The following is a 17,055-nucleotide window of genomic DNA, read 5'->3' on the forward strand; positions in this document are numbered from 1 at the left end:
CGCCGCGCCCGTCGGGGTGGCCGGGGTGCCGCCCGAGGAGTAGGACGCCGGGACGCCGGGGGTCGATCCCGGCTGGGCGGCGCCGCTGGGGGTGGGGGCGCCGTTCGGGCCCCCGGCGGCGGTGGGCACGGTCGCCCCGCCGGAGGGCAGCCCCGTGGAGCCCTGGCCGGCGCCGGACGGCACGGCCGCTCCGCCGCCGCCCAGCCCGCCGCTGTAGTTCGCCTGCGTGACGCCGCCGCCCTGGCCCGACGCGACGGACGCCGGCACGCCGGTGCCCGACCCGGGCTGGGCCGCCCCACTGGGCGTGGGGACGCCGTCGGCGCCGCTGGGGCCGTTGGCGCCGCCGGCCGCGGTGGGCACGGACGCCCCGCCGGAGGGCAGGCCGGTGGAGCCCTGGCCGGCCCCCGCCGGGACCACCGCCGCGCCACCGGGGACGGCGCCGCCGCCGTCGGCCGCGCCCGCGGTGCCCGACTGCGAGGCCGTCGACGCGTACTGGGAGGGGGTGCCCGCGCCCGTCGCGGTCACCGCCGGGTTGCCGTCGCCGCCCGCACCGGTCCCGCCGGTGGTGGAACCGCCGGTAGTGCCCGTACCGCCGTTGAGGCCGGTCTGCGCCGCGGTCGGCAGCGCGGTCGCCCCGCCCGACGCGCCGTGGGCCGGGTCCGACCCGCCGGTGGAGCCGCCCGCCGCGCCCTGCGCCGGGCCGCTGGAACCGCCGCCGGGGACCACGCCCCCGCTGCTGCCTCCGGCGGCGCCCGTCGCCAGGCCCGCGCCGCCCGCGGCGGCCATGGTCGTCGCGGCGGGCAGGCCCTGGCTGATGGTGGCGGCCCGGCCGGCCGCGCCCGACTGGTGGGCCGCGTTGGAGGCGCCGAACGAGGCGCCGCCCGACCCGCCGCCGGGCTGGTTCCCGCCGCCCCCGTTGCCGCCGCCCGACGCTGCGCCGAACGCCACCGCCCCGCCGGTGAGCTTGGCGGCCAGGGTGCCGAGCAGGCTCCACAGCATCGGCAGCGCGCCGGTGGCGATGAGGATGAGGGCGACGCCGAGGAAGTACTGGAAGACGCCGTCGGGGCTGTCGCGCGCCTCCGTGAAGAAGACGAACCCGAGCGCGTAGATGGCCACGATCACCGGCTGGTACAGGATCGACCCGATCAGCCAGCCCATGACCTTGCTGAAGATGGCGGTGCCCGGCCCCGGGAGCATCGCCGCGCTGGCCGCCAGCGGCAGCACCGCCGCGCAGATGTAGATGACGCCCTGCGTGTAGTAGAGCGCGACGATCTGGATGACCGAGCCCACGATCAGGGCGATGCCGATGATCGTGCCGAGCAGCAGCCGGAACGGGCCGGTCAGGAAGTCGCCCTCGGGGATGGCCGCCAGATCTGTCGCGAGCGCCTTGCCGAAGTCCTTGGCGACGCCCTCACCGAGGAAGTAGTCGGCCAGCTGGTTACTGAAGTCGACGAGCCCCTGGATGATGAAGATGCCCGCGAACGTCGTGAAGACCAGCATCAGCAGGCCCTTGACGGTGTCCATCATCGGGTCCAGCCGCCGGTACCAGAGCAGCCGGATGGCGGCCACCAGCAGCCCGCCGGTGGCGAGCAGGGTCACGACCGGGAACATCAGGTCCTGGAAGGCGGAGATGCCCTGGCTGCCCGCCAGGTCGGTGGTGTTGTCGACCGCCGGGTTCTCCCAGAGCAGGGAGAAGATGCCTTCGATGGCGGGCGCGATGAGGTTGCCGACGTCTTCGTGTATCTGCTCGAGGCCCATCGTTCTTCCTGGTCGTGGGATGGGGGGTGGCCGGGCGGACGAGCGCGGGACGGGCGTCGGGCAGGGCGGCCCGCCGCTAGACCTGCAGGCTGTCGTCCGTCGAGTCGTCCGTCGGTTCGTCCGTCTCGGGCGGCGGGTCGGGCATGTTGTCCCGCAGGTAGACCTGCCAGGTCGAGTCGTCGCCTCCACCGCCCTGGCCCTCGGCGTCCGCGTCGAGCAGCAGGGCGACGAGGGGGGCGGCGACCATCAGCAGGACCACGCCCAGGAGCACCCACGGCAGCTCGCCCATGCCGCGGGCGGCGATCCACGGGTCACCGGTGAAGTTGGCCTGCACCATCTTCCCGGCGATGATCAGCAGGGCGATGATCGCGATGACGATGCCCAGCCCCATGACCCAGCCGAGGATCGTGTTGCCGCAGTCGATCCAGTGGTCGTTGCCGCCCCAGACGGTGTGCTCCTCGCACGCGCGGGCCTGCAGCGGGTTCACGGGACCACCGGGCCCGACACGGCCACGGGGATGACCTGGAAGCCGCCGTCGTCCTCGGCCGGCGGCGAGATGAGCATGGAGACGATCGAGGCGGCGACGAGCATCAGGCAGATGCCCATCATCGTCCACAGGAGACCGCTGACGCCCTCCGCGCCGAGGTCGGCCCGGCCGCCCTTCGCGGCGACCATCTTCCCCGCGCAGTACAGCACGCCGATCACCCCGATCACCGTGATGACCCCGCGCCCCCACGCGAACATCTGGTTCAGCGCGGGGAGGACGTCACTGGGGAGCTGCGGCGTGGGGTTCCACACCGCGGCGGGCAGCCACAGGCCGTTCGCCGCGTGGACGCACACGCCCAACACATCGTTCACACCGACCTCCGTGGTGTCCTCGGTGGCCGCGGCCGGGTGGTCGTCCACCCGGCCGCGGTGGGCCGACACGTCAGACGGCCGCGGCCTCGCCGCCCGGCAGCAGCAGCATGATCAGCGGGATCGCGATCAGCATCAGCGAGATGCCGAGGATGGTCCACACCAGGCCGCCGACGCCTTCGGCGGCGAGGTCGGAGCGGCCGAACTTGCCGACCGCCATCTTGCCCGCGCAGAACAGCACGCCGATGATCCCGATGACCACGACGACGCCGCGGCCCCAGCTGAACAGCGTGTTGATCGAGTCCATGGCGCCCGTGGGGATCTCGATGCCCTGTTCCCACTCGTAGTTGGCGTCGAGTGAGGTGTTGAAAACGGTCAGGAGCTTGTATTGGCCTGTGACGAAACCGCTCATCAGCGCATGCACGTCGAGTCTCTCTCTTCACTCAGTCCGTGGCGCCCACGGCCACGGAGTCCAGCGCCCCGCACGCCTCGCGGATCTCCGCGAGTGCGCGCTCGGCCTTCTTCGGAAGCCTGACCTGGGCCACGTCGCCGGTGTCGGCGTAGCGCAGACCCGCGACGAAGGGCAGGCGTACGATCCGCCCCACGCGATCGGCGAGCAGCCGCAGCCGGACCGCCGCCTCGCGGGGCTCCGGTCCCGACCCGTCGGCCACGACGACCAGGCAGGCGACGGCCGGGCCCGTGCCGACCAGGCCGGTCACCGCCTCGGTCACCCGCGCCGCCGCCGGCGCGCTGTCGCGCGCGACCAGGACGAGCGGCCGCCCGAACGTCTCGACGCCGCGCATCCCCGGCGTGTAGCAGCCGAGGTCCCAGGGCGTGCCCAGCAGTGAGGCGAGGGTGCTGGTCCCCGCGCCTCCGTGGCAGCCGAGGAGGACGGCGTCCACCGGTGGCGCGCCCTGCCCGGCGCCCACCGGGGCGTTGCCCCGCTCCTCCGTCTCCCGGCCGCGGAGCCGGGTGAAAGCCGAGACCACAACGGCCACCTCCTCAAGAGAACGGAATTCCAGAATTGACGTGGGCCCGCGAATGGTTCAGGGCGGGCGCGGAAACGGCGAGCCGCCGGTTCTCCCACCAGCGATAGACGGTGTACGGTCCCGTCCGGTTGCATGGTCGACGGAGAAAGTTCCGGTCACGGAACCGCGCGCCGGACGGGAACCGGAACCACTCCGGGTGCGTCCGACGCGCGCTCCGCGCGCGTTCGTGGATCTTGGGGCGAACCGAGGGTAGCGCCCGACGCGGCCGATACGCGAGAGTGGGGGCCGCAACTCTTCCCCCGCGTCTGCTCGCGTTCTCCGACCATTCTCTGACCTGCACTTATGCGGTGGCCGACACTGGGCAGGCGGAAACGGAACCGGAAATCCCCGAGCGGCGTCTGAGCATGTCGTGAAACGGAAGTGGCCGTGCTCCGCGGCCGCGCCAGGGGCTCCGGGCCTGCGGAGCCGAATCCGGCCCGCGGCGGCCGACCGAAACGGAAACCCCCGGGAAAGGCGAGCGTGAACGACCGCACCGAGATCCGCAGGCGGGCCGTCCTCGTCGCGGCCGCCGCCGCCATCGTCCTGCTCACCGTCGGCTACGCCGTGGTCCGCCTGTCGGGGGGCGGCGGCGCGACCGAGGCCGGCGGCGCCGACGCGGGCGCCGAGACCGGCGCCGAGACCGGCGCCGACACCGGTCCGGCCGCCGAGCAGGACGGCTCCGGCGGCACCGTCGACGTCGCCGCGCTGCTGCCCGACTCCGAGACCGAACTCCAGGACGCCGCCGCCGTCGCCCGCGACTTCACCGCCGCCTACTTCGGCGGCGCGGACGACCGCGCCGACCGCATCGCCGCCCTCGCCACCCCCGAGTACGCCGCCCTGCTCGCCGAGGAGGGCACCGCCCCGCTCGTCCAGGGCGAGGAGGCCCCCGGCGGCTCCGCCGACGTCGACGTCGCCACCGAGGTCATCGGCATCCGCGACCTCGCCGAGGGCAGCGTCACCTACGTCGTCCGCGCCACCACCAGCGGGGGGCAGGCCCCCGACCAGGAGCTGGAGTACGCGGCCAACCTCACCCGCACCGAGGGCGGCTGGCGCGTGAACGGCTTCCAGGACGCCGCGCTCGGCGACACGGGAGCCGGATGACATGCGCGCCCTGAGACCGCCTTGGCCGCCCTCCCCGGCCCGGCGCGCGTGGCGGGCCCTGCGCGCGCGGCTGCGGCCCCCGACAGCCTCCGACCTGGGGCGCGGCGCCATGGCCTACGGCGTGGCGGCGTCGCTCATGATGGGCTCCACCCTCGTCATCGTGAGCGGCGAGGAGGTCTTCGACTACTTCGGCCTCAGGGGCGGCGGCACCTCGGGCGGCTGCGCGACCTCGCTCGGCGGGTACACCGGCAGCGCCGACCCCGACTCCATCCCGGAGAACTTCCTCCAGTACGCCCAGGACGCCGGCGAGAAGTTCGACATCCCCTGGGAGTACGTCGCCGGCCTGTCCTGGCGGGAGACCAACCACGGCCGCATCGCCGACGACGCCTCCTACGGCTCCCTCGGCCGGCTGCCCACCGGCATCGTCTACGGCACCGCCAACCCGGCGGGCGCGGCCGGCCCGCTCCAGTTCGGCATCAAGCACCCCGACACCGGTGCGACCGGCGGGCCCATGGGCGACGCCGCCAACACCTGGGGCGGCGAGGCCGACCAGCCGGCCTCGGAGCGCACCGCCAAGCCCGGCAGCAACGGGCAGTGGTTCGGCATCGACGGCAACGGCGACGGCCGGGTCAACGTCTGGGACCCCGCCGACGCCGTCCACTCCGCGGCGGGCTTCCTCCGCTACTGGATGGACCAGGGCCACAGCCTGGAATGGGCCATCGGCCGCTACCACGGCTCGGGTACCGGCGGCGCCTACCAGGTCGCGGTCAGCGCCAAGGCCGCGCAGTACCGCGGCGGCGACTACACCGTCGCCCCGGCCAACGGCACCACCTCCGACTGCGCCGACACCGAACTCAACGGCACCGCCGTCGAACAGGTCATCCAGTACGCGCGCGCCCAGATGGGCAAGCCCTACGTCTGGGGCGGCGTCGGCCCGAACGGCTACGACTGCTCCGGGCTGCTGTGGCAGGCGTACAAGGCGGCCGGGCTGCCCCAGCAGTACGTCGCCGGGCGGTGGACCACCAACACCCTGTTCACCATGTCCGCCGCCCAGGAGGTGTCCTGGGACCAGATCCAGCCCGGCGACATGATCCTCACCGGCGGCTCCGGCGGCGGCATGCCCACCCACGTGTCGATGTTCACCGGCCGCAAGGACGGCCGGCTCATGGTCATCGAGGCGTACAGCGCCAACGTCCCCCGCAACGACCAGATCCACGAGCACGAGTACGACGCGGGGCGGTGGCCCCAGTCGACGTTCCGCAAGATCGTCCGCGTCAGCCACCTGTTCCCCGACGACGCCGGCTCCGGCGCCGTGGAGCAGGTGTGACCGCGTGCGCGGCCGCCGGCCGCCGCACCCCACCCCCGAGCCCCCGTGAGGAGGCGGCGCCATGCGCGACGTGCCCCTGCTGAGCCGCGACCGCGTGCTGATCGCCATGGTGGTCGCGGTCCTGGTCCTGTTCGCCGCGCTCGCCGCGACCCGGCTCATGGGCGCCGACGACCCCGCCCCGGAGGCGGACCTGCCGGACACGCCCGCGATGGGCGACCTGCTGCCCCTGACCGAGGCCGAGTTCCAGGACGCGCTGGCCGTCGCGGTCGAGCACGGGAACGCCATGGGGACCTGGGACCCGGAGGCGGCGGAGGACGGCTACTACGAGCGGCTCGGCGCCACCGCCGACGCCCAGTACGCCGACCTGCTCTCCGCCGAGGGGACGGCGGCGGCCGGCACCGCCGGGCACCTCGCCGAGGCGGACCGGCCGACGACGGGCGCGGCCGCCCCGGTCGGCGCCCCGATGGTCGCGGAGTCGATGGTCACCTTCGAGCTGGAGCTGCGCGCCGAGGACGCGGGGGGCGGGGAACCGCTCGAACTCGGGGTCTACCAGGTCGCGGTGCGCCGCGACGAGGGGGAATGGCGGATCGCCGGGGTCACCGACCCGGCGGTCGCGGAGTCGCTCGAAGGGGAGGGGCTGATCTGATGGCGCTCCGGTTCCGCGTGCCCCGCGCCCTCCGCGCCCTCCGCGTGCGCCGAACGCCGTCCCGCCGCACCCGGTCGCGGGACGCGGGCCGCATGGGCCTCGGCGCCGGGCTGGCCGTCAGCGCGGCCGGCGTGTTCGCCCTGGTCACCGGCGTCCAGGCGGCCGACACCTACGGTGTGGGCACCGGGGTCGGCGGCGCGTCAGGGCCCCGCGCCTCGCAGATCGGCTACAACGCCGGGGACATCTCCCCCGGCGGCGCGTGGGTCGACTGCGGCCCGGTCGGCCAGGCCACCGAGCTGACCTGCCGCGGCTACGAGTCGATCATCGCCAACTTCCCCGAGTTCGCCCGCCCGGCCTGGAGCGGCTGCTACCGGGCGGGCCCGCCCGACCACGGTACCGGCCAGGCGTGCGACCTCATGACCAACATGAACGGGAGCCGGGGCTCCGCCGCCGAGAACGCCGTCGGCGACGAGCTGGCCCGCTGGCTGATGACCCACCACGAGCAGCTCGGCGTGAAGTACGTCATCTGGCGGCGGGCCATCTGGAACCCGACCGCCGGCGACGCGTCCTGCCCCGACGAGTCGACCCTCGGCGCCACGCCGAGCTGCTGGCGGTTCATGGAGGACCGCGGCAGCAACACGCAGAACCACTACGACCACGTGCACGTCTCCTTCCGCTACTGATCCGCCGCGCACGGCGCGGCGGCAGGGGGAGGAGCGGACCGGAAGATCGAGAGATAAGGAGGGTGGAATGGTCGCACCACTACTCGCCATAGCCGGCGGCTTCCTCGTGCGCGGCGCCATCTCGCTGGGGGGCCGGGCCCTGGCGTCCGGCGCCGCCCGGGGGTTGGCGTCCGGCGCGGGCCGGCTGCTCGGCCGCCAGGGGCTCAAGGAGATGGGCAAGGAGGGCGCCGGGGAACTCGTCACCGGCCTCGCCGAGCGGGCGATGGGCATGCCGCTCGACCCGCTCAGCATGGCCACCTCGGCCTTCGACATGCTGACCGGGGACGACGAGGCGTCGAGCAGGTTCGTGCAGGGGGCGAAGCCGAACATGGGAGGGTCCCGCTTCGGCGGGCTGCTCGACAACCTCAAGAACCTCGACATCCCCGGCCTCGGCGGGATCGGGGCGCTGCTCATCGGCGCCATCACCGCCCTGGCGAGCGCCGCGAACGGCCGCGGATCCGACGGGCGGAGGCGGGGGCAGGACAACGACGGCAACGTCGTCCCGGCGACGTTCCGCCCGATCACGGCGGCCTACAGCGGCGACGACAAGGCACCGGGGCTCGGCCAGGGGCGCGGCCTGGCCGCCTGACCCGGGCACCGACGACGTACGGAAGGAGGCGCCATGACCACCACCAAGCACACCCCGATATCCATCCTGGACGAATTCGACCGGCGCGGCCGGCACGGCGTGGACGACCACGACCGCCGCCAGGACCTCACCACGGGAGCGTTCGCCACGACGGCCGACGGGACCTTCACCACCGCCGGGAACCTCACCACCGCGGGCGGCACCGAGGGCGCGGGCGAGATCGTCCAGGTCCGCGGCCGCAAGCCCGGCGGCGGGAACGACCGGGGGCCGGACCTGACCAAGCCCGACGACAAGAACAAGCCCGACACCACCACCCCGGACAACGGCCGCGGCCGCAACCGGGGGCGCGAGTTCGAGCTCGACCTCGGCAACGGCCAGCAGGACGGCCAGAGCCAAGGGCAGGAGCAGGGCCAGGGGCAGACGGCCGGGGGCGGGTTCAACCTGGCCTGGGAGAACCCCCTTGGCCCGGTCCACGCGATGATCAGCGCGGCCCAGGGCCAGGACGCCGAACCGGTCCGTCCCTTCGGCGTGACGGTCGGACACAAGTCCGTCCGTTCCTCTCGCCGCTGACCCACCCCCGCCCGTCCAGCCGGGCGGGGGCCCTCCTCGCCCACCCGGGCGACCGTGGCGGGCGGCCCCTTCCTCTCCACGTGTCCGCCCGACGTCCACGGGACGCACCCCCCAGGGGCCGGCTCCGCGCCCGCGGCACCGGAGCCCGGGTCCGTCCCCGCCGCGTGCCACGCGTTCCGCCGCTCACCTTCGAGGACGTGCCGCAGCGGTCCACCGGTGCCGTGCGGTCCGGCCGCCCCGGAGCATCGGACCGGCCGGCACCCGCTCATCAGGCGGTGCCGAGGTCGGGTCGGGCGGACGGCCTCGCACCGAGGGGCGGGGGCCGGTGGCCCCCACCCTTCGCCTCCCGGGGCACCGCCCGGGGCCGTCCTCACGCCTGCGACGTGCGGTTCGTGCAGACGTTCTGCGACGGGGCGACCTCTTCGACGCTGATCACGGCGACCACGGTGAAGCAGTAGTCGAACGACGGGTTCAGCCCGGTGATCTCGACCTGGGTGGAGAGCATCTCCCCCTGCGTGAGGGTCGTGGACGTGGTGCCGACCGGGCCGCCGACCACGTAGTACGACGCCCGCCCCTGGGTGGTGTCCGTCCAGGCCAGGGTGACCGTGTCCAGGGAATCGGCGGTGATTCGCACGTCCTCGGGCGCCCACAGCGGGTTCTCCGACGCCTCGGGCGGCGGCGCCGTCAGCTCGGGGGCCGTCGGCGACGGCGATGACGTGGCGCCGGGCCCGCCCGCCGACCCGGAGTTGGTCCACCAGGCCATGCCCAGCGCCACCGCGCCGAGCGCGGCGATCACGAAGCTCGCCGCGAGCACGGCGGTCAGCACCATCCGGCCGACCCCGCCCGTTCCGGTCGGGTCGGTGGCGGTGGGCGCGGCCGCCGCCACCGGTCCGAGCACCCCGGTGCCCTCCGGGACGCTTCCGGCGCGCCCGCCGGAGGCGTCGGACCCCCGTCCGGACGGCAGGGTCCGGGTGTCCTCCGGAACCCGGTCGGCGCCCTCCACGATCCCGGCGGCGGAGAAGGCCGACCGCGACTCGGACGTGTCCGACACGTCGTCGCCGGACGCCGCCACCCGGCCGGGTACGGCGGAGCCGTCCGGCTCCCCCCGGACCGGAGGCGCGGACGCGGGTGTCCCCGTCCCGTATCCGGCCCCCGCCGAAGCGGCGTGGGCGTCCCGCGCGGGAGCGGACGAGGTCGGCACGTCCGGCACCGTGTACGGCGAGGTGGCGGCCGGGCCGCCGGTGGCGGCCGCAGTGGGGGCGGACGGTCCGGCGGGGTCCGGTCCTGCGGAAGGTGACCGGGAACCGGCGGCGCCCTCTGCGGCGTCCGCGTCCGCCGGGCTCTCCGGCTCCACCTGGGCGCCGTGTACGGGCGCGGACGGCCCGGTCGGGGAACCGGACGCGGACTCGGGCGGTGCGGCCGGGGCGGCGTGCGCGGGCGGCTCCGCCGCGTCCGCGTACGGAGAGCCGGCGGGCGTCCCCGGCGTGCCCGGGTTCGTGGTCGTTTCGGAGGAGGTCTGGTCGGTGGCGGCGGCCGTACCGGAGGCGGCGAAGCCCTCCTGGACGGACAGGTCCTCGGGGACGGCCGCGCCGTCCCGCGCGTACGGCGCCGCGCCGGTGCCGGTCTCCGCGTCGGCCGCCTTCGGCTCCGTTCCGGCGGGCCGGTCAGCGGGCGCGGTCGCCCCGGTCGCGGCCGGGTCCGCCCCCCACACGGAGGTGTCGACGGCGTCGGGGTCCTCGTCGGCGGGGGAGAGCGGGGCGTCCCCGGCCGGGTCATCCCCGGGGGCCGGTGCCCGCTCCTCCGGGGCGGCGTCGGCGGCGCCATCGGACGGGCGGGCCGCCGTCGGCCATGCGGCTTCGGGGGACTCCGGGGCGAAGGCGCCGAGGGAGGACGGCCCGGAGTCCGACGCCTCCCACCAGGGACGGTCGGGGTCGGGGTCGGGGTCGGTGTCCGCGAACTGCGCTACGGCCGTGGTGGCCGGCCCGTCATGGTCCGGCGCGTCCTCCCACGTTCGGTCGGTGTCCGCCTGGGCGGGCTCCGCCGGCGCCTGGGCGTGGGTGTCGACGTCCTGCGGCGCGGGTGCCTCCGCAGCGGGGGGTGCGTCGTTGCTCGGGGCGTCCTCCCACCACGGCCGGTCGTCATCGGCGTCGGCGGGTTCCGTCGGCGCATCGGTGCGGACGCTCGCGTCCGGCGGCGCGGGTGCGTCCGTATCGGTCCGCCGGTCGTTGCTCGGCGCGTCCTCCCACCATGGCCGGTCGGTGTCCGCCTGGGCGGGCTCCGCCGGTGCCTGGGCGTGGGCGTCGGCGTCCTGCGGCGCGGGTGCCTCCGCAGCGGGGTGTGCGTCGTTGCTCGGGGCGTCCTCCCACCACGGCCGGTCGTCATCGACGGCGGCCTCATCCGCCGGGCCGTATCCGGTGGGCGCGGCCGACCCGGTCGCCGGGTCGTCCGCCACCCGCGCGGGCGCGGCGGCGTCGGCGGTGGTTCCGTCCTGGGCGTCCTCGGGCGCGTCGGCGCCGTCGGCCGCAGGGCGGGGCGGTCCGGTGGGTCCGGCCGTCACGGCGGGGGCGGACGCCGAACCGTCGGACGTCCACCGGCCCGCGTCCGTTGCGCCGGAGACGTCCGCTGTGTCGACGGAGTCCGTGGGCTCCACTGCGGGGCGGGGCGTGCCGATGGGGCCGGACGCGGGTGCTCCGGCGGTGGTGGTCGGGTCCGCCTCGCTGCGGGCGGGGCCGGACGGCCCGTGCTCAGCATCGTCGGCGGTGTCGGCCCACTGGAGCCGGGCCGTATCGGCGGCGGCGCTGTCGGTGTCCTCCGAGGCGGAGGCGGGGCCGTGCCCGGTCGCGGGAGCGGCTCCGGCCGTTCCGGTGGACTCGGTCGGTCCGTGGGCGGCCGGCCCGTCGGCGGCCGGGGCGGTGGCGGCTGCGCCCGCTGCGGTCGGCTCCGTGGCGGCCCGGTCGGCGACCGGCGACGCCGCGTCGGGCGCGGTGGTGGGCTCCGCTGTGTCCGGCGCGGAGGCGTCGGGTTCGGGAGAGAGGGCCGGGGCCGCTGAGGCCCCGGCCGTGGGGGTGTCCGTGCCGTCGGTGGACAGGGGTGCGGCCGCCGCCGACCGGGCGCCGTCGGACGCAGGCGGTGCGGCCGCCTCCGCCGCGCCGGCGCCGGTGGCCGCCCCCGCCGCGCCGATGCCGGTTGCCGCCGCCCCCGTCCCCGGGCGTCGCGAAGGTGTCTCCGCACCCGCACCCGCGCGGCGCGGGGGCGCCTCCGCGCCCGCTGCCGCGCGGTCCGCGTCGGAAAGGGCGCGGCCGAACTCGCGGGCGTCGCGGGGGCGGCGGGCCGGGGCCGGGTCCATGCCCGTGCGCAGGACGCGGTCGAGCGCGGGCGGCACGTCGTCGCGGGGCACCGGGGGCGGTCCGCCCCGCAGCACCGCCTCCCGGTACGCGTCGGGGTCGACGGGTTCGCCCGGCCCGCCCCCGTGCGGCGGCCGGCCCGCCAGCAGCGTCCACAGGGTGGACGCCAACCGGTACACGTCGGAATGGGGCGTGGCCCGCCCGTCCCGGAACGCCTCGGGGGGCAGGTGCTCGTGCGCCAGCTCGTCCAGCAGCACGGGCGGGAACGGGTCGCCCGATGGCAGCGCAGGCACGCGCACCGGCGCCAGTTCGGCGCTCGGCCCCCGGAACAGCAGGGTGCGCGGACTGATCGCGTTGTGCACCAGCCCCGCCTCGTGCAGCGGTTCCAGCTCGGCCGCGACGGCCAGCCCGATCTCCACGACCCGCGCCACGGTCAGCCCGCCCTCGCGGCGCACCAGCATGGCGTAGGAGTCGGGCGCCTCCTCGCGCACGACGGTGAAGGGCGCCCCGCCCTCCTCGGACGCGCCGCGCAGCACCCGGACGAGGACGGCCTCCCCGGACCCGTCGGCGCGCGCGGCGTACAGGTCCGCACGCCCGGTCGAGCGCAGCAGCCCCGTCACCCGGTAGCCCGGGATCTCGGGGACCTCCCTGTCGGCGGTCATCGCGTGTCGTTCCTTCCGGGGTTCACGGGGCCCGCCAGAACAGCGGGCGGGGGTCGAGCCACCAGGTCCACCGCCGGAACCGGCGCTGGCCCGCGCGCAGGTCGCGCACGTACTCGCGGACCTCGGTCACGCAGTTCTCCACCGCCGGGTCGGCGACACCGCCGGAGGCGTCGAACGCCAGGGCGTTGACGGACCGGTGCAAATAGCGCAGCCGGCGGGTGCCGCCCGCGGTCGGGTCGGCCCGCGCGGCCGCCCGGACCACGTCGGTCACCGTACCGCCGCTCCCGGCGGGTGTCCCGGCCAGGCGCAGCGCCTCGCGCAGCTCCCGCCAGGCGCCGAGGACCCGGTCGGCCCCCGGCCGGCCGGGGGCGGTCCGCCGCCGTGAGCGGGACACGCGCAGCGCCGCCGTGCCGCCCACCGCCGCGGCGGCCGCGGCCACCGCGGCGCCGACGGCGACGAGCGTGGTGCCCGCGCCGGCGTCGGGGGAGCGCGGCGGGTCGGCGACCTCGTGGGCCGCGGCGCCGTCCGCGTCGGGCGGCGCGGCCGCGCCCGCGTCGGGCCGGGCGGCCGAGGGTTCCCCCGGGACGTCGCCCTCCTCGCGGCCGCCGGGGGTGACGTCGAACGGCACCCAGCCGACCCCCGCGAAGTACACCTCGCCCCAGGCGATGGCGTCGCCGGTGGTGACGGTGAACTCGCCGTCGGCCGCCTCCGTCCCGGCGTCGAAGCCCACCGCCACCCTGCTCGGCAGCCCCGCCGCGCGGGCGAGGACGGCGAACGCGCTGGCGAACTGCTCGGACGTCCCGCCGCCGCCCCGCTCGCCGGGCGCGACCAGCAGCCGGGCGAGGTCGGCCGTCCCGTGGCCGCTGGGCGCCCCGGGGTCGAACGTGTAGCCGGAGCGCAGGTAGCGGGCCAGGGCCACCGCGTGCTCGTAGGGCGTCCCCTCGGCCGTCGCCTGCTCGGTGATGGCCGCCACCTGCGGTGGCAGGCCCTCGGGGAGCGCCAGGTAGCGGTCGAACGCCTCCCCCTCGGGGGGCGCGAGGTCCGTCAGCTCCTCGGGGCGCCAGTGCGCCACGTCCCCGGCGACGTCGTAGGTGGTGCCCGCCGCCGTGCCGCCCAGCGCAACAGCGGTGCCCGACGCCGGGTCGTAGCCCGCGCCCGCGACACCCAGCGAGGTGGGCGACCCGACCACCGGCAGCCACGGCCCCGGCAGCGCGTCGACCGCCACGGTCGCCTCCTGCCGGGTGGCGTGCGGGGGCTCCGGGTCGGCGGGGGGCAGCATCCGCCCGGTGGCCCGGTACTCGTTCTCGGGCAGCCAGGTGGTGCCGGTGAACTCGGCCAGCGCCACCCACCGCAGCTCGGTCACCCGGTCGCTGCGCACGGTCATCAGGGGGGTGTCGGGCTGCGACGCCCACACCGACAGGTAGCCGAGCGGGTTCAGCACCGGCTGCGGGGCCACCTGCGGCCGGACGCCGTCGCGCACGTCGTAGGGCTGCGGCTGCCACCCGCCCAGCGCCAACGGGGCGGCCACCGCGACGGCGGCGGCCGCGGCGGCGCACCCCAGCAGCCGGGCGGCCCACCGCCGACCGCTGGTGCCGGGGCCCCCGGCCGGCTCGGCGGCGGCGCGCACGCCCCCGGCCGCGACCTCGTCCGGGCGGTCGCCGTCCGCCGACAGGGCCAGCAGCACCGCGGCGGAGCACGCCAGCAGGGCCGCCGCCCAGAACGCGGCGGGGCCGGACCCGCCGACCACCGACGCGCCCACCAGCAGCACGGCGCCCGGCACCAGGGCGGCGAGCGCGCGGCCCGACGACCACGCCAGCGCACCGGCCGCGCCCGCCAGCCACGTCGCCAGCGCCGGGAAGGCGAGCGTGTCGACCATCACCGGCAGCGGCGGCACCCCCGAGATCAGCCGGCCGCCCGCGTGCGGCAGCGCCGACAGCGCGTCGAGCAGCGGGTCGCCGCGCGTGCCGGGCGCCCACACCGCGAGCAGCACCGTCCCGGCCAGGGCGACGGGCACCCCGGCGAGGAGCGCGGCGGGCGGCGGCAGCCGCCGCCGCAGCAGGAGGGTGAGGGCCACGCCCGCCACCGCCCACAGGGCGAGCACCGCGGCGGTCGGCAGCGGGGACGTGTAGTCGGCGGAGAGCGCGAGCCCGCCCGCCGCGGCCGCCCCCGCCAGGGCGGCGGCCGCCGCCGGGGCCACCCAGCCGGGCGGGCCGGTGTCGGCCGCGGGCGCGGCGGCGGCGCGCCGCAGGGTCAGCGTGTCCATGGGGCCTCGTTCCACGCCGCGGTGAACTCTGCGGGGGTCCGGGCGGTCACCAGGGTGACGCCCGACTCCGGCTCCGGCCAGGGCCCTGGGCCGACGACCGCCGCCACCGGCCGCGCCCCCCGGCCGCCGAGCGCGGCGAGCGCCCGCAGCTCCGCCGCCGTGAGCGCCGCACTGACCAGCACCACCGGGCCGCCGCCGGAGCGGTCGCGGGCGGCGCGCAGCGCCGCACCCAGGTCGGCACCCGGCGCGGGCGGCGCGGCGGCGAGCACGTCGAGCACGCCCGGCAGGCCGGCGCGCTCGTCGGCGGACGCGCCGCCCGCCAGCAGCAGGGCGCAGGGCAGGCCGGAGCCGAGCGCGGTGGCCGCGACGCAGGCCGCCGCCTCGGCCGCGCCGTCGAGCAGGTCCGGGCCGCCTTCGGCCCGGTCGTCGAGCACCACGGTCAACCGGGTCTCGGCCGTGTCGGAGAACTCGCGCACCTGCAGCCGGTCGCGGCGCGCCGAGCTGCGCCAGTGGATGCGCCGGGTGTCGTCGCCGGGCACGTAGTCGCGCAGGGACCGGAAGGTGAGCACCCCCGTGCGCCCGTTGTCGAGCCCGCCGTCGGGCGCCGTCGCGCCACCGCCCGGCAGCGCCCGCAGCGCCTCCCACCGCGGGTGGACGAGGAGCCGGTCGGCCGTGCCGCACACCGCCCCGGACGACGCCAGCCCGAACGGGTCGACGCGCTCCAGCCGCAGCGGCCCCAACTCGACCACGCCCCGCCGCTCCGGCGCGACCCGGTAGGCGGCCGACACCCCCGCCGGGCCCGGCACCGCGGCGAGGTCGAGCAGCCGCTCCCCGCCCCCCGCGGCCACCCGCTCCCGCAGGCGCAGCCCCGCGCCCCCGCCGGCGGCGGCCACCCGGACGCGCACGGTCGCACCCGGGGCGGTGCGGACCACGTCCGGCGCCCGGCGCACCTCGGCCGCCCGGGGGCGGCGGAACGTAGTCCACGCGACGGCGGCGCCCACGGCCAGCAGCGCCACCGCCCCCAGCACGGCGAGGCCCCGGTAGCCCAGCGCGACCCCGCCGGCGAGCAGCACCAGCCCGGCGCCGGCGATCAGCAGCCCGCGCGTCGTCGGCATCACGGCCTCCGCGCGGCGGACCCCTGCGGCGCGGCCCGCATCAGCGGGCCGCCGCGCGCTCGGGCTGCGGCGCCGGGACCGCGGCGAGGACGTCGGCGAGGACGCCGGCCCCGGTCGCGCCGCCCACCAGCGCCTCGGAGGTGAGCACCAGCCGGTGCTCCCACACCGGGGCGGCGAGCAGGTCGACGTCCTCCGGGACCACGTAGGCGCGGCCGCGGCTCAGCGCGTACGCGCGCGCGGCGCGGGCCAGCGACGCGCTCGCGCGCGGCGACACCCCCAGCCGGAGCCGGGGGTGGGCGCGCGTGGCGGCGGCCAGCCCGGCGATGTAGCGGTACACGGCCTCGGAGACGTGCACCCGCTGCACCGCGGCGCGCACCCGCCGCAGGGCGGCCTGGTCGAGCACCGGGCCCAGCCGCTCGGGGACCGCCAGCGAGGTGCCGCGCATGATCGCGACCTCGGTGTCCTCGTCGGGGTAGCCCAGCGACAGGCGCACCAGGAACCGGTCGAGCTGCGCCTCGGGCAGCCGGTAGGTGCCGTCCAGCTCCACCGGGTTCTGGGTGGCGACGATGAGGAAGGGGTCGTGCACGGCGTAGCGCACGCCGTCGACGGTCACCAGCCGCTCCTCCATCGCCTCCAGCAGCGCCGACTGCGTCTTGGGGGCGGCCCGGTTGATCTCGTCGGCCACCACGACGTTGGCGAAGACCGGGCCGGCGTGGAAGTCGAACTCCCGCGTCGCCTGGTTGAACACGTTCACGCCCGTGAGGTCGGACGGCAGCAGGTCGGGGGTGAACTGCACCCGGCGGTGCTCGCCCCCCACGCACGCCGCGACCGCGCGGGCCAGCCGGGTCTTGCCCACCCCGGGCACGTCCTCGATGAGGATGTGCCCCTCGCACAGGAGGGCCACCACGGCCAGCCGCACCGCCTCGGGGCGGCCGAGGACGGCGGTGCCGATGGCGGAGATGAGGCGGCCGATGGTCGCGGCGTGGTCCGCCGCCTCGGCCGGCGCCGGCCGCTCCGCGCGGACGCCGTCGGTACCGCCGCTGCTGCTCGTGGTCACTCGGTCCCCTGGTTCACT

At 77.1% G+C, this 17,055-nt stretch carries 15 protein-coding genes; 6 read left to right on the plus strand and 9 right to left on the minus strand.

The annotated features are described in order from the left end of the window. The 5 genes from NT8_RS10730 to NT8_RS10750 all read right to left on the minus strand — a co-directional run. Positions 1 to 1,758 (minus strand): hypothetical protein (locus tag NT8_RS10730; RefSeq protein WP_067967112.1); only part of this gene is annotated, 1,758 nt, incomplete at its 3' end. A 76-nt stretch (positions 1,759 to 1,834) separates the two neighbouring features. After that, positions 1,835 to 2,245, minus strand: a complete 411-nt coding sequence (locus NT8_RS10735) for a hypothetical protein (RefSeq protein WP_067967114.1) — start codon at positions 2,243 to 2,245, stop codon at positions 1,835 to 1,837. Then, positions 2,242 to 2,616 carry a hypothetical protein gene (locus NT8_RS10740; RefSeq protein ID WP_174549554.1) on the minus strand — a complete coding sequence of 125 codons (375 nt, stop codon included), beginning with the start codon at positions 2,614 to 2,616 and terminating at the stop codon, positions 2,242 to 2,244. The genes NT8_RS10735 and NT8_RS10740 overlap by 4 nt, the downstream gene beginning before the upstream one ends. Positions 2,617 to 2,686: 70 nt before the next feature. After that, on the minus strand, positions 2,687 to 3,025 hold the full coding sequence (locus NT8_RS30785) for a hypothetical protein (RefSeq protein WP_067967125.1): 339 nt from the start codon (positions 3,023 to 3,025) through the stop codon (positions 2,687 to 2,689). A 31-nt stretch (positions 3,026 to 3,056) separates the two neighbouring features. Beyond that, a complete protein-coding gene (locus NT8_RS10750) occupies positions 3,057 to 3,602 on the minus strand; it encodes a hypothetical protein (protein ID WP_245646126.1) in 546 nt (181 codons plus the stop codon). Positions 3,603 to 4,121: 519 nt separating this feature from the next. Between NT8_RS10750 and NT8_RS10755 the strand changes: the two genes are divergently transcribed. The 6 genes from NT8_RS10755 to NT8_RS10780 all read left to right on the plus strand — a co-directional run bounded on the left by NT8_RS10755 (position 4,122) and on the right by NT8_RS10780 (position 8,596). Then, positions 4,122 to 4,742 (plus strand): hypothetical protein, encoded by a 621-nt coding sequence (locus NT8_RS10755; protein ID WP_067967127.1) that lies wholly within the window; start codon positions 4,122 to 4,124, stop codon positions 4,740 to 4,742. Between the two features lies 1 nt (position 4,743). Then, a complete protein-coding gene (locus tag NT8_RS10760; protein WP_067967129.1) occupies positions 4,744 to 6,069 on the plus strand; it encodes a C40 family peptidase in 1,326 nt (441 codons plus the stop codon). 61 nt (positions 6,070 to 6,130) lie between these two features. Then, positions 6,131 to 6,715, plus strand: coding sequence for a hypothetical protein (locus tag NT8_RS10765; RefSeq protein ID WP_067967131.1), 585 nt, complete (start codon positions 6,131 to 6,133; stop codon positions 6,713 to 6,715). Next, positions 6,715 to 7,398 carry a hypothetical protein gene (locus NT8_RS10770; RefSeq protein WP_067967134.1) on the plus strand — a complete coding sequence of 228 codons (684 nt, stop codon included), beginning with the start codon at positions 6,715 to 6,717 and terminating at the stop codon, positions 7,396 to 7,398. The genes NT8_RS10765 and NT8_RS10770 overlap by 1 nt, the downstream gene beginning before the upstream one ends. Positions 7,399 to 7,465: 67 nt before the next feature. Continuing rightward, a complete protein-coding gene (locus NT8_RS10775; RefSeq protein WP_067967143.1) occupies positions 7,466 to 8,026 on the plus strand; it encodes a hypothetical protein in 561 nt (186 codons plus the stop codon). A gap of 33 nt (positions 8,027 to 8,059) precedes the next feature. Then, on the plus strand, positions 8,060 to 8,596 hold the full coding sequence (locus NT8_RS10780; RefSeq protein ID WP_067967147.1) for a hypothetical protein: 537 nt from the start codon (positions 8,060 to 8,062) through the stop codon (positions 8,594 to 8,596). Between the two features lie 370 nt (positions 8,597 to 8,966). Here NT8_RS10780 and NT8_RS10785 read toward each other — a convergent pair whose 3' ends face one another. From NT8_RS10785 to NT8_RS10800, 4 genes are read right to left on the minus strand one after another with little or no spacing between them, the layout of a single operon-like run. Further along, positions 8,967 to 12,602 (minus strand): fibronectin type III domain-containing protein, encoded by a 3,636-nt coding sequence (locus NT8_RS10785; RefSeq protein WP_067967150.1) that lies wholly within the window; start codon positions 12,600 to 12,602, stop codon positions 8,967 to 8,969. Positions 12,603 to 12,624: 22 nt separating this feature from the next. Continuing rightward, positions 12,625 to 14,865 carry a transglutaminase family protein gene (locus tag NT8_RS10790; RefSeq protein ID WP_067967153.1) on the minus strand — a complete coding sequence of 747 codons (2,241 nt, stop codon included), beginning with the start codon at positions 14,863 to 14,865 and terminating at the stop codon, positions 12,625 to 12,627. Beyond that, positions 14,853 to 15,980, minus strand: coding sequence for a DUF58 domain-containing protein (locus tag NT8_RS10795; protein WP_067967156.1), 1,128 nt, complete (start codon positions 15,978 to 15,980; stop codon positions 14,853 to 14,855). Before NT8_RS10795 ends, NT8_RS10790 begins: the two co-directional genes overlap by 13 nt. A gap of 40 nt (positions 15,981 to 16,020) precedes the next feature. Continuing rightward, positions 16,021 to 17,037 carry an AAA family ATPase gene (locus NT8_RS10800; protein WP_067967158.1) on the minus strand — a complete coding sequence of 339 codons (1,017 nt, stop codon included), beginning with the start codon at positions 17,035 to 17,037 and terminating at the stop codon, positions 16,021 to 16,023. Positions 17,038 to 17,055: the final 18 nt, after the last annotated feature.

Origin of the sequence: Nocardiopsis trehalosi NBRC 14201, from assembly GCF_001552555.1 — a bacterium.
GTDB classification, from domain to species: Bacteria; Actinomycetota; Actinomycetes; order Streptosporangiales; family Streptosporangiaceae; genus Nocardiopsis_B; species Nocardiopsis_B trehalosi.

Coding starts and splice junctions, on each gene's coding strand:
- NT8_RS30785 (WP_067967125.1), bottom strand. CDS start 3,025: ATGAGCGGTTTCGTCACAGGCCAATACAAGCTCCTGACCGTTTTCAAC.
- NT8_RS10760 (WP_067967129.1), top strand. CDS start 4,744: ATGCGCGCCCTGAGACCGCCTTGGCCGCCCTCCCCGGCCCGGCGCGCG.
- NT8_RS10765 (WP_067967131.1), top strand. CDS start 6,131: ATGCGCGACGTGCCCCTGCTGAGCCGCGACCGCGTGCTGATCGCCATG.
- NT8_RS10770 (WP_067967134.1), top strand. CDS start 6,715: ATGGCGCTCCGGTTCCGCGTGCCCCGCGCCCTCCGCGCCCTCCGCGTG.
- NT8_RS10775 (WP_067967143.1), top strand. CDS start 7,466: ATGGTCGCACCACTACTCGCCATAGCCGGCGGCTTCCTCGTGCGCGGC.
- NT8_RS10780 (WP_067967147.1), top strand. CDS start 8,060: ATGACCACCACCAAGCACACCCCGATATCCATCCTGGACGAATTCGAC.
- NT8_RS10785 (WP_067967150.1), bottom strand. CDS start 12,602: ATGACCGCCGACAGGGAGGTCCCCGAGATCCCGGGCTACCGGGTGACG.
- NT8_RS10790 (WP_067967153.1), bottom strand. CDS start 14,865: ATGGACACGCTGACCCTGCGGCGCGCCGCCGCCGCGCCCGCGGCCGAC.
- NT8_RS10795 (WP_067967156.1), bottom strand. CDS start 15,980: ATGCCGACGACGCGCGGGCTGCTGATCGCCGGCGCCGGGCTGGTGCTG.